Origin of the sequence: Lunatimonas sp. (genome assembly GCF_020832325.1) — a bacterium.
In the GTDB taxonomy this organism is placed as follows: domain Bacteria; phylum Bacteroidota; class Bacteroidia; order Cytophagales; family Cyclobacteriaceae; genus Lunatimonas.
On record NZ_JAFIEU010000026.1, the window covers coordinates 87,114 to 99,381 of the forward strand.

A 12,268-nucleotide genomic window follows, 5' to 3' on the forward strand; every position below is an offset into this window, starting at 1 on the left:
AGTCGATCTAGGTATTTGAAAAAAAATTACTGGAAAACCAGTTGTATTGCATAGATCATTTTTACGCCAAATTAAACCAACTTCTCACTTTTCTTGCTATATTATCCCCTCATCCAAGCTAAGATTCCTGATATGCCATCTTCCTTTAACCGCCGCCGCTTTCTCCAAGCCGCCGCCCTCAGCGGGGCAGGCCTATGGGTCACCCCACAACTTCGTGCCTCAAGTATTTCTGATGGGTTACATGCCGAGATAGGCAAGTCCAAGTGGGAACTGGATACCCCGGCCCTTTGCCTGGACCTAGACAAACTGGAGCACAACCTGAAAGCTGCGAGTATTCCTCTCCAAGGCAGCGGTGTAGGACTAAGACCGCACGTGAAAACCCATAAATGCCCCGAGCTGGCGCAGATGCAGCTTGACCACGGCGCAGTAGGTGTATGTGCGGCCAAGCTTTCGGAATCCGAAGTGATGCTGGAAAACGGTATCGCTTCCGTGCTAATGACAGGAGTAAACGTGACGGTCCCCAAAATCCGAAGGGCGATGGAACTACGGAAAAAGCATGCCGGCTTTATCCAGGCGGTGGACAATCCCCAAAATGCGCGTGACCTGCAAGAGGCAGCACGGGTAGCCGGAATCGTGGCCGATGTGGTGGTGGACATCGATGTCATCCGCCGATCGGGCGTACCTGCCGGACAGCCTGCATTGCAGTTGGCACAGCTCGTGGATAAGTCACCCAATCTTCGGTTTCGTGGGATACTAGCCTACGACGGTGGGGTGCAGCATGTGAAGGGATTTGAAGCCCGGAAGACGCGCTGTCTGAACACCTTCGAACCAGTAGTGGCTACCTATCACCTGATGCACCAAGCGGGGCTAAATATGGAAATCTTCAGTGGGGGTGGAACGGGTACCTACGACATGATGCATGAAATACCCGGCTTCACCGATGTGCAGGTGGGGAGTTACCTCTTTATGGACTGCCAATACCTGGAAATCGGCGGAGCGAAAAATGCCGAACGTTTCGATGATTTTGAGGCTGCCCTCACGGTTCTTACGACGGTGATAAATACGAATCATTCTGGAAGGCTAATCACCGACGGGGGATCAAAGGCTTTTACACTGAACAAACCAAACGGCTGGGTGATCGGCGAACCTGATTTTGTGTACAATGCCGGCTCGGACGAATACGGCACCATCACCTTTACCGAAGCAAACCGAAACTATCGGGTGGGGGATCCGCTGGAAGTGATCGTACCTCATTGCGACCCTGCCGTAAACCTATACGATGTGATCTACGGCATCCGCAATGATAAAGTGGAGCGGGTACTTCCGGTATTGGCGAGGGGGAAGTCTGTTTAGTGCGACGGTTCTTGTGGGTTTCCGTTGGGCAAGGGGGTTGCTATAAAACCGTCCTATTGGGGGATTGGCTACTCTGCCGCTTTCCCGATGAGCGTTCTATACAAATCCTTGCCATCTTGAGTCATATAGGGCAGCAGCAAAAGCCAAATATTCTCCGACATGCCACCTGACCCCTTCTTGGGCTTGGCATTTAACTGCAATTCTTCCTGAGAAAGCCAAAAAGTAATGACAATCCGTATCGACAGGAGAAGCTGCTCGATATGATTTTCGGTAGCTTTAACCAAAAATCCCTCTTGGATGGCCCGTTTGAAAATATCGGACATTTGCTGTTTCCTGATCCGAAACGTGTTTCTCAGCAGTCTATTGATCTTGGGGTAGGTACGGGAAATTTCCAACACATCCAGGTTAAAAAAGCGGTATTTGTATTGAAATCCCTCTAAATGTCCTAGCAGCCGGTGTATCTGCTCAAAGCTACTGATGCCGGGATCAACCTCCTTGTACGAATAGGACATTTCCTCCCGCATTTGTTTGTAGATCGCCAGCAAGAGAACTTCCTTATTATTGAAATGATAATCCAGATTCCCATTGCTAATGCCCATTTCCGTGGCGATGTGTCTGCTGGTAACACTTTGTACACCGTTTTTATTAAACAGTTCTATCGCTGTATCAAGGATACGCTGTTTCGTATTTACTTTTCTGCCTTTCTTCATATTGACTGTTTAATAAACCGCTTCCCAAAAATAACGGATTATGCTAACAATAATAAAAAACCCTCCAGTAACCGTCAGCCAAATGTTTCCGCTGACAATCGAGCATTATGCCGATTCCCGAATGTTCGTATCTATCGGTTGACAAAGAAGTACCTTACCCGGCAGGCTGTTCCATTACTTTGCGGGTTTTTTTCCCCGGTAGTTCGGAGTCTCAGCACATGTTCCCCTTTCACCAAGCCGGCTGCTAGCGTATAATACCAAGGAAGGTGTAGGCCTGCACTCCATCGGGTAAAAAGGTCCAGCTTTTGCCAATCTTGGTCGTCGATGCGGTATTCTATGATACCCGCATCCGGTCCTGCGGCTACGGCAATGCCAACAGCATTTCCACTAAAGTCAAACTCCAGTGTAGCCCCTCCGTTCTCGGCTACCAGCATCGGTACGTCCACATAATTGGCCCGTGTGCCCGCACCATCGGTGGGTCTCCAGTTTTCTACTCGCTGCCAACCACGCTGTATCCGTGCCTGTTTTGGGTCAATCAGTACCCCACCTTCATAGTTGGTAGGATCTATGGGATTAGGCATGCCATAAACTTCCAATTTATCGTCATCCGCTACATAACCCCCCCAGGCATTTTCCAGAAAGGTTCTGATGGAACGAAAATAAACCCCTTGCCCAAAAGGTGAGGGATGGAGGTTTTTAAAATCATCCTCCCAAGTAAATTCACCGGCATCGATCCGGTCGGTCACTTCCCTAGCCAGATTAATGGTTCCCACTTGGTAATGCCCGGCTACTTTTTCATGGTTTTGAATCACTTCTGGTACCTGACCTGAGCGGTATTCTTCCATTTTTCCCGGATCTACGAAATGCATTATGACCATGTCCGCAACCGGATTAGCACGGCGGATATGCCGGACTATTCCTTCCATAGCCCTGATCTGCTCCTGAGGGGTTCTTCCATTACCTGCATCGTTTACCGCTGCTTCCTCAAATAACAAATCAACCGGACCATTGGCAAGCACATCCCGTTCCAGTCTAAAAGCTGCCGGAGTCGATCCCATGGAGGGAATGCCCGCGGCAATAAACTCAAATTCCGTATCCGGAAAACGCTGTTGGAGGTAATTGGATACGCTGTCACGCCATCCGCCGTTGTAGGTGATAGATCCACCGAGAAACGCTACCCTTCCCGTTTTCTCCCGCTGAAACTTGATCAGACTATTTCTGATCCCATTCCGCTGCTCATGATAGGACTGGGAGGCTAGCGGTTCTTTGGGTAATTCCGTGTGGTACTTGATAAAGTCGGCGCCAAGTCGTGGTGTTTCAATGGGAAAGTGGTGCCCATATAACGCCTGCTTTCCCACGGTGCAGGGAATGACAGTAGCCGGTCCACCGAGTTTTATGTATCGGTCAATAAGCACATAGGTATTTTCAGCCGGCGGAACTACCTCATCATTCAGACCTATCATATGCAACAACGGCACTTTCGCCAAAGCCAACCCTTCAAGGTTGTCGATTGGGTTGTCCGTGTACGCCAAGGCTTCCTCATCGGAAGCAAATCCATATGCGATCTTTAGCCGCTCCCAATCCGCTTCACTTCCTCTTCCTGCACCAAATCCTCCCGGCCAGCTTTTGAAATCGTATACGGGGGCTTCTGCGTAAATGGCATTCACTTTTTCGGGATTACGCTTGGCCCAATTAAAAATAAAAAGGCCCCCTCTACTAACTCCTTCCAATGAAACTTTGGGGTGTAGGCGCCAGTCGGTTGTGAGGTAGTCGTAAAATCGGTCCCAAACTGCAACGGCAGCCGGACTGCCATACATATTGTCTGTGTTGACATAAGCGATATGAAATCCTTCGGAAAGCAGTATGCTGTCCATCTCCGTATGCCATTCCGGAAAACGTGCCCGCCAAACCCAAGGGTTCCCTCGAAGGGGGTTTTTGGCCAGCGTAACATGGGCATCCCTCTCTTCGAACGGAAAGGTATACCGCACAAACCCCTTCCAATCCGATTTTTTGCCCGGGAAAGTTCTCAGTGACGATTGTTCGGACTCTGGGAGAACCGACACATAGGCATTATAGATCCGATTCCCTTGGGCAATCAACCCTTCGGGAGTGAGGTGCGTCGCATCGGCCTTAGGGAGCCCAAGCATGCTGGAAAATGCGATGTTTGGGTCTTCTGCGGCTAATTTCTTCTGCGCATCTACTACGCTTGGACGCTCTTTTACGAAGGGATGTTGTTCATCTACACCCAGTATGATTTTCAGCTCAGGCATATGGACTACACGCCGCACGTCTTGAATCATGTTTTTCAGGTTAGCATAAAATTCCCTTGCGGTGATTTCCTCCCCTGCGTCGCTTTCGCCCTGAATCCAGATAAAACCACGAACAGTAACCTGATGACCTGCCTCCTCCAGTTGCTCAATGGCCGAAACCAAGTCCGCGGTCATGCGGTCGTAGATACCGCCTTCACCGGGGGATTTCCAGTCTCGCGCGAGGCCGGTTGCCCCTTTGGTATATTTGAACATTGCGGGGTTGAATCCTGCCCTTTTTAGCTCCCGGGCAAACGTCACCTCCGGTCCAAAATGGCCTTTGGGAAACCTGCCAGCCTGAGGCTGCATCGGGACCCACTTTCCCTCCGAGCTTTCGCTGTCCACAAAGGTCCAGTTTAAGAGAATGGATTTGTCGAGACCACCAGAACCTTCGGGATAGTAGGCGGCATCCCCCATCCAACCCTGTGCGTTGGATTGCCCCGCCCAAATAAAAAGATCCACTTTCTCCTGTGCTGTCGCCATGCCAGGAAGAAGTACCATTAGGCACAGGAATAGGCCTGTGGTAACTGCGAAGCCTTTCATGTTATCTCTTTCGTTTGAAAACTACTTTTTCTCCTACGTTCAAATCAAGTGTAAGCTCATTTCCAAGCATTTCGTATGCCTTATTGCAGGTGAAAGTAGCTGAACCGAAGGGGTTTTCAAGAAAAAGTTTTCCTCCCTTTTCTGCGGTAATTTCAACCGACTCTACCTGACCCATTGTCTTAATTGCCGAAACCAAGAATGCCCCTTGGGCGCGAAGAGTAGAAAAAGAAAGGTCTTGCCAGTCTAATGGAATTGCCGGAAATAATCGCACCACGCCGGTATGGCTTTGGATCAACATCTCCTGTATGCCAGCAGCAAAGGCAAAATTTCCTTCCAGTGTAAAGGGACGGTAGGTAAAGTTGGATTTTCCGGTTCCCGATTGGTCCCCGTTCACATGGAAACTGTTGGGCAGGACGAATGAGGAGGCAAAATCCCTTAGCGCCTTGGCCGCACCCTGTCCATCACCCGCTCTTGCATGTAGATTTCCCAACCAGGCGAAGGAATAACCTGTCCAGTAGGAGGTTCCTATTTTATCGAGATGGGCAATGGTATGGGTAATGATGTCTTGGTCTCCTTCTCCATTGGATATGTCTACGAGACTTAGTGGATGAATGGCCAAAAGATGGGAAAAGTGCCGATGCGAATCCATTAAGCGTTCTCCGGGAGCTACCATAAGCCCGGTTTCGTCAGTGGCATAATGGGGCCATTCATCTAAAATAACACTCCATGCTGCCGCTTCATCCGAATATCCAAGTTCCATGGCTAGCTCGCTTGCAGTGGCAAAAGTCCATCGCACGAGGGCCAGGTCATAATTGGTCATTTGATCAAACCAAGCCTTGGCACTATTATCGTGGATCTCAGGACTGGAAGACATCGGAAGCTTTCGTTTGCCATCCTCTCCCGCAACCGAAAGTTCGTTGAGGAAAACCGCCACATCCCTGATCCAAGGGTAAGCCTCCTTTTGTAGAAATTCTCTATCCATGGAATACTTCCAATGCAGGTAAAAATGATGGCCCAACCAAGCTCCGACCGTAGGCCCAAAAGAATATTGTATCCATCCGCCCATGGGATCTCCATCCAGGGTGGTTACTCCCGGAACGTTCAATCCTTTGACCCCAAAATAATCCTTGGTGTATTTTTCAAAAGTTGGTTTATGTGTTTTGAGCCAGTCCAAAAAACCTTGCTCAAGGTCCAGGTGATTGCCTGCATAGGTAGGCCAATAACTGAGTTGGGTATTCAGGTCATGGTGGAAATCGCCTTTCCATGGTGGCAACTTCCCATTGTCCGCTGTCCAGACACTTTGCAGTGAAATGGGTGGGGCTCCTTTCCTCGCTGCCGAACCGAGTTTATACATGTCCATATAATACTGTTGCTGCAAGAGCGTATCGGGAAGCGTAATGGCGGATGCCTTCCAGAAAGCATCCCACCAGGCAAGGTGATCCGTTTCATACCCATCCATACCTTTTGCAAAAGCCTTCTCCGTGACCTCTGATGCATTCACCGAGGCCTCCTGCATCCTTCGCTTCGAGCTGATACTCCAGTTTCCATCCAGTTGGTCTCCCTTTTTGGCCCAGCGGGTATTTACTTGATACCGGAAGCCGTCCCAACCTTCCTGATCGTAGGTAATGGTGCTCTCATTTTGCAGTAGCTCTCCGGCGGGATATCCCAGCCTTCGTAAGTCTTGGCCACTTACCGGATCAGTGGATTTTACAGACCCAGTACCCACATACGGGGGAGGGACTATCGTAGGCAGTAGGTCAGCTTTGAGGTTTTCGAATCGGTACCAACCCATGGGTTCGGTGGCATGTACAAAGGTCTTGAGGGTCGTGCCATTTTTCCATCGGATTACGCAGGCTGCCCCCTGAAGGTCCAAACTAACCGACTCCACTTCCCCTAACCCAGAAATATCAAATTCCAGAGCAGCACCCGGGATTTTGGAAGGACCGGCCAGGGTATCATAGGGTATATCGTATTGCTTTTGAACCTGAGCATATTGGTTATTTTCCCATTTCTCTTTTACCCAATCGAAATCATATTTTTCGAAGTCCAGGTTTTCCATTTCCCTCAGATCCCAGAGGTCTATCCTATCCAGTGAAAACCTCAATTTATTTTCCTTTTGCCATACAAGGGCACCCAGCGTAGCATTACCCAATGGAACGCCTTCATCCCAAGTCCGCGCCAAGTCAGGGAACGAACGTTCCATGAAATAAGCTGTTTCTTGGTGTATTTCCTTACCATTACATCCCGCCAATAAAAAAAGGAGGGCTAGGCAAAATGGTAGACGGTTGCTAAGCAGATATCTATAGTTCATCAGTCTCTGGGTTGATAATATGGGTTGGGGTAGGGAACTAATACAGGCATTTCTTTGATCCAATTTTGTAATTTTTTGTTTAGCCGCTTACTTTTTCCCGGATACTTTTCATTACCTGCTGAAATTTCTCCCTCATCCTCTTTTAGATCATACAATTCGCTGCGATTCTCTTCAAAATGATATATCAGCTTAAAGTCGCCCTCACGGATTGAAGCAGCTGGTCTACCTCCCAAGCCGCCACTGTAATGGGGAAAATACCAAAAAAGAGGTCTATCCGCTAGTTTTTTTCCCTGCAAAATCGGTTTTAGACTGACACCGTCCCGGTGTTGTTCTGGCAAAGTCGGCAAACCCGCCATTTCGAGTAAGGTGGGAAAAAGATCGGTTCCAGTGGCAGGTACCTCACTCCTACTACCGGCCCTAATAATGCCAGGCCAGCGGAAAATCAGTGGAACCCGAAGGCCTCCCTCGTGGAGATAGCCTTTTCCTGTCCGCAAAGGTGCGTTGGATGTGGGTATTTGTTCCATGATATTGCTAGTGGCCATCCCTCCATTATCGGAAGTGAAGATTATCAACGTGTTGCGGTCCAGCCCAGTTTGGGAAAGGAACTCCATGATACGTCCGATATTCTCATCCAAGCTCTCTACCATCGCCGCATATTGCGCATTGTCCTGATGGTTTTTGAGATAAGTCTTACCTTCTTTATCGAATCCTTCCCCCTCATACTGCATATGGCTACGTTTTTCCAGGTATTTTTTTACCTTTTCCGGTTTTCCTTCCAAGGGTAAATGAACCGTGTAATAAGATAGAAATGCAAAGAAGGGCCGGTCGTTTTGCTGGGAAATGAATGCGATGGTTTCATCGGTCAGCCGATCCGTCAGGTACTCCCCTTCCGGTCCATCAGGCAGCTGGGGGTTGTTATAGGGTGAAAAGTAACCACCAGCGGGATGGCCGGTATGGTTTCCACCCCTATTGACCTCAAATCCGTGATTTTCCGGGTAATGAATCTCCTTTTCTCCCAAATGCCATTTTCCCGCAAAAAAAGTCGCATACCCGCTTGATTTCAAGGCTTCCGCAAGGGTGATTTCCGCGGAGTCCAGAAATAAGTTAAAGGGATGGGAGGCCAGTTTCTGGTCGGGATGGGGTCCATAATGGCGGTTGCCGGGGATGTAATCGGTTAGATTTAATCGCGCAGGATGTTTTCCGGTCATTATTGCCGCTCTGGCAGGAGAGCAAATGGGACTGGAAGCATAGGCGTTTGTAAATACCATGCCCTCCGCAGCCAATTTATCCATATGGGGCGTTTCGTAAAAACGACTTCCGGTATATCCCAGGTCGTGGTGGCCCAAATCGTCTACCAAAATAAACAAGATGTTGGGGAGGTTTTGTTGCCCGGTTTGCGCCTGGATCGACAGAGGGAACAGGGACATATAAAAAACCAATTGACGTACAAGCTTATTCATGGCAGCGGTCTATATACGGATAGGTTCTTCAGTTGGGGTGTACCTAGGGATGTCAAGGCTGTAAAACGGACTTTATCGGTACGAACAGAATCGACTCTCACAATGTGCTTGTGACCGATGGAGGAACCGGAATAAATCTGCTTCCATTTTCCGTTCACATCGGCTTCCAGAATAAACTCGCGCACCCGTTCCCCGTTTGCAATATCCTCCTGTAAAACAATCTGATCGATTAGCTGCGGGCTGTCCAGCACCAAGGAAATAGTATTTCCTGTTCCCGAAACACTGGCAAGTGGATTGGAAAACCTGCGGTCGATTTCTTCGCCAAATTCTTTCAAGCGTTCTACATCCGGTTCTGGCATTCGCCCGTCTGCATTGGGGGTCACTCCTAAAATGAGGGTCGTATTGTGTCCCACAGATCGATAGTACATGTCTACCAGCTTTTCTAATGGATAGATCGTATGCGCACGGTCAGGTTCCCAAAACCAGTCGTGTCCGCCATGCCCCCTGAGTGGCGCGTCACTCATGGCAGGCATGTAGTAGGTGCCGTTGGGATCACCTGTTTTTAAGAGCTGAAAATTGTTCGCTCCGATTTCTTTTCTGGCACTTTCACCGGCACCAATGGCCGGGTATGGAAATGTTCCCCAGCTCGGATAGGGTACTGTACCGGATTCACTTCCGCCCCAGCGAATATCAGCCCGCTGCAGGTTATGGTAAAACAGTGCATTTGGCTGATATTTTTCAAATACTGAAAGGACATCCGGCCCCCCCTGTTCTGGACCGTGCGCACCCCCATCAAACCAAACCATGGCCCAGTCGCCATAATTGGCGAAAATCTCCTCCACAACCTTTTCGATCATTCGGTTGTAATACTGCTGCCTATTTTGTGCAAACTCGTTGTCTCCCTGAACCTTAAAGTCATACACTCCATAAAACGCATTCCAGCGTGTTCCGATATATACAGCGGGTAGAATGCCATGCTTTTCGCATGCCGCTTTGAAATCCCTGAGAATGTCTCCCTTTCCATCCTGCCATTCCAATGCTTTCATCGAGTAGGGGGTGGCACTACTTTGGTGTAGGAAGAATCCCGTTTCGTGGCTGACTGTGAATATCGCAATCTTAAAGCCTGCGTCTTTCAGCGAACGTATCCACTGATCCATGTCGTATTTTTGCGGACTAAAGGTATTGTAGTCGCTTACCGGAGTAATTCTTACTTTGGGCTGAACGTAGAACTCACCATCAAATACGTGCAGGTCCCAACAAACCAATGCTGCGAGTTCGGCCTGCTGCCATTGCAACTGTGCAGGGGTAGGAATGGGAATCGACTGCTGAGCGGCAGTATTCAGCCAAAGTGTGATCCATAGAATGTATGTATAAAGCAGCCTATAGCGCCACTTTCTTGCTAGTTCGGATGGTAAAGTCATTTCTTGATTGATTTAGTTTTGGCTGTCAATTGCTTCGCTACCAATGCCGCAATGGCAGCATAACCTTCTTTGTTTGGATGTACTCCATCACTTACCGTAAAAAGCTCCGGCCGATGATCCAGCGGTTCGTTGAGGTCGACAAAATGTACGTCCTTTTCCGCTGTAATTTTTTTTATGATGCCGATAAGTTCCTGAAGCCTGGGTTTACGGACAGTCAAGCCTTCTATCCGTTCCCTATCCAATTCGGGTGTTTCCAATACCATGGGAGTTGGTGCAGCAATATAGATTTTGGGCTTTGATGGCAGCGCTGATAATTCATCGATTAGGTCTCGGTAGTCGCTTTCAAATTCATCCTTGTATTCCCAGCACTTTCTATCTCCGCAAGTGCCAAAACCGCAGGTATCGTTGGTTCCCAGACTGATGATGACAATGTCCGGGTTGGACTCCTTTATTTTGGGTAGCACATTCCAGACGGTAGGTATACCTTTTCTGATCAGGGTCAAGCTACTTTCTCCAAAATTCTCAACCAGAAACCGATCTCCCAGCAGCGCCTGCAACCGCGCAGGATAGGAGTCTTTGTCCCTATCATCGAGCCTTGCCCCGTAGGTAATGCTATCTCCCACACAGGCCACCTTTATTTTTTTCCGTTCGAAACTGCTAAATGCCAATACGAAGGTCAACAGGAGTGGAAATAAAAACAGCGCTGGGAAAATTGGCCTCTTCGGTATCATCGGATTACTTATTGGTGTTAAAGATTTGAAAGGATTTTAAGTTTGGTTTGCCTTTTGATTCCTTTATGGAAAGGCGTACCGCAGATAGCTCCAAGTCATCGAATGTATGGATAAATTTATGGCCTATCACCGTACCCTCAAAGATCTGTTTCCAGCCGGTTGATGTTTTCCCTTCTAACACAAATGCTCTGACCCGTTCGCCCTGACGGATGTCTTCTTGTAAGACAATTTGATTGATCTTGGCCTTTTCTTTTAGTTTAATGATCAGTTTATTTCCGGTCCGTGAAGTCTCTGCCAAAGGGTTGTCAAATCGTCGTTTGATTTCATTGCCCCATTCCTTGAGCCGCCGAACATCCGCTTCGGGCATCAGCCCTTCCGCATCCGGCGTCAATCCCAGAATCAACGAGGTATTGTGTCCTACGCTTTTGGTGTACATATCCATCAGACGCTCCAGCGGATAAATATACTTTTCGTGGTCTGGCTCCCAAAACCACTCATGGCCGCCATTGAAACCACGTAGAGGTGCATCACTCATGGCTGGCATGTAGTATTTTCCGTTGGGATCACCTTCTTTGAGTAACTGAAAATCGTTTTTAAAAACAACCTCCCCATTGGTGGCGTGCGAATAGGGGAAGGGATAGGTACCCCAACTTGGATAAGGGACAGTTCCACTTTCGCTGCCACCCCAGCGAATGTCTGCCCGTTGGGTATTGTGGTAGAAAATGCCGTTGGGTTGGTTCTTTTCAAAGATAGACAGCACATCCGGACCGCCTACTTCGGGGCCGTGTGCACCACCGTCAAACCAGATAATCGAAAGCTCGCCATACCGGGAGGTGAGTTCCTCTACCATTCCCTCACACATCTTGTTGTAATAGGCTTGCCTGTTTGCGGAAAACTCATTGTCTCCAAGTACTTTAAAGTCGTGCACACCAAAGAAGGAGTTCCACCGAATACCGATATATATGCCCGGTTGGATACCGTATTTGCGGCAGGAATTGACAAAGTCTCTGACGATATCTCCTTTTCCTTCCCGCCATTTTACAGCCTTCAGGGAATAAGGATTGACATCACTTTGGTACAGCGCAAAACCAGTTTCATGGGTGGCCGTCAAAATAGCTATTTTGAATCCCGCATCATAGGCAGCTTTTACCCATTGATCCGTATCCAAGTTAGAGGGATTAAAGATATTATAATCTGGGATTGGGGTTATTCGATTTTTTGCTTGGTTATAGGGCTTCCCATCAAAGACATGTAAATCGTAATGGAAAACGGCTACGAGTTCCGCATTTTGCCAGTCCAACTGGGCCTGGGTAGGGATGGGAACCTCTGACTGTGCCTGACCTTTTACATGCAGTAGCATTAGACAGGCGGTAAAAAGTAGTAACAATCTTGATTTCATTCGATTATTGAGCATATTCTAACAGTGGTTTTAA

General features: G+C 48.5%; 8 protein-coding genes. 1 reads left to right on the forward strand and 7 read right to left on the reverse strand.

The features are described from left to right. Positions 1-132: 132 nt before the first annotated feature. Positions 133-1,353, forward strand: a complete 1,221-nt coding sequence (locus JJU34_RS10065; protein WP_228692229.1) for a DSD1 family PLP-dependent enzyme — start codon at positions 133-135, stop codon at positions 1,351-1,353. 68 nt (positions 1,354-1,421) lie between these two features. On the opposite strand, the gene JJU34_RS10070 is transcribed toward JJU34_RS10065, so the two are convergent. From JJU34_RS10070 to JJU34_RS10100, 7 genes are all read right to left on the reverse strand, one after another. After that, positions 1,422-2,063, reverse strand: a complete 642-nt coding sequence (locus JJU34_RS10070) for a TetR/AcrR family transcriptional regulator (protein WP_228692230.1) — start codon at positions 2,061-2,063, stop codon at positions 1,422-1,424. A 131-nt stretch (positions 2,064-2,194) separates the two neighbouring features. Further along, complete coding sequence (locus JJU34_RS10075) at positions 2,195-4,912, reverse strand: sialate O-acetylesterase (RefSeq protein ID WP_228692231.1); 2,718 nt, start codon at positions 4,910-4,912, stop codon at positions 2,195-2,197. Position 4,913: 1 nt separating this feature from the next. Further along, the gene (locus tag JJU34_RS10080) at positions 4,914-7,223 is read right to left on the reverse strand and encodes a glycoside hydrolase family 95-like protein (protein WP_228692232.1); all 2,310 of its coding nucleotides are present in this window, start codon (positions 7,221-7,223) and stop codon (positions 4,914-4,916) included. After that, complete coding sequence (locus JJU34_RS10085) at positions 7,223-8,683, reverse strand: sulfatase (RefSeq protein ID WP_228692233.1); 1,461 nt, start codon at positions 8,681-8,683, stop codon at positions 7,223-7,225. Before JJU34_RS10085 ends, JJU34_RS10080 begins: the two co-directional genes overlap by 1 nt. Further along, the gene (locus JJU34_RS10090; protein ID WP_228692234.1) at positions 8,680-10,104 is read right to left on the reverse strand and encodes an alpha-L-fucosidase; all 1,425 of its coding nucleotides are present in this window, start codon (positions 10,102-10,104) and stop codon (positions 8,680-8,682) included. Before JJU34_RS10090 ends, JJU34_RS10085 begins: the two co-directional genes overlap by 4 nt. Next, the gene (locus tag JJU34_RS10095; RefSeq protein ID WP_228692235.1) at positions 10,101-10,835 is read right to left on the reverse strand and encodes a GDSL-type esterase/lipase family protein; all 735 of its coding nucleotides are present in this window, start codon (positions 10,833-10,835) and stop codon (positions 10,101-10,103) included. Before JJU34_RS10095 ends, JJU34_RS10090 begins: the two co-directional genes overlap by 4 nt. Before the next feature lie 4 nt (positions 10,836-10,839). After that, positions 10,840-12,234 carry an alpha-L-fucosidase gene (locus tag JJU34_RS10100; protein ID WP_228692236.1) on the reverse strand — a complete coding sequence of 465 codons (1,395 nt, stop codon included), beginning with the start codon at positions 12,232-12,234 and terminating at the stop codon, positions 10,840-10,842. Positions 12,235-12,268 lie beyond the last annotated feature (34 nt).

Excerpts from the sequence above, each read along its gene's own strand:
- JJU34_RS10080 (WP_228692232.1), bottom strand. The coding sequence starts at position 7,223 with ATGAACTATAGATATCTGCTTAGCAACCGTCTACCATTTTGCCTAGCC.
- JJU34_RS10070 (WP_228692230.1), bottom strand. The coding sequence starts at position 2,063 with ATGAAGAAAGGCAGAAAAGTAAATACGAAACAGCGTATCCTTGATACA.
- JJU34_RS10065 (WP_228692229.1), top strand. The coding sequence starts at position 133 with ATGCCATCTTCCTTTAACCGCCGCCGCTTTCTCCAAGCCGCCGCCCTC.
- JJU34_RS10075 (WP_228692231.1), bottom strand. The coding sequence starts at position 4,912 with ATGAAAGGCTTCGCAGTTACCACAGGCCTATTCCTGTGCCTAATGGTA.
- JJU34_RS10090 (WP_228692234.1), bottom strand. The coding sequence starts at position 10,104 with ATGACTTTACCATCCGAACTAGCAAGAAAGTGGCGCTATAGGCTGCTT.
- JJU34_RS10095 (WP_228692235.1), bottom strand. The coding sequence starts at position 10,835 with ATGATACCGAAGAGGCCAATTTTCCCAGCGCTGTTTTTATTTCCACTC.
- JJU34_RS10100 (WP_228692236.1), bottom strand. The coding sequence starts at position 12,234 with ATGAAATCAAGATTGTTACTACTTTTTACCGCCTGTCTAATGCTACTG.
- JJU34_RS10085 (WP_228692233.1), bottom strand. The coding sequence starts at position 8,683 with ATGAATAAGCTTGTACGTCAATTGGTTTTTTATATGTCCCTGTTCCCT.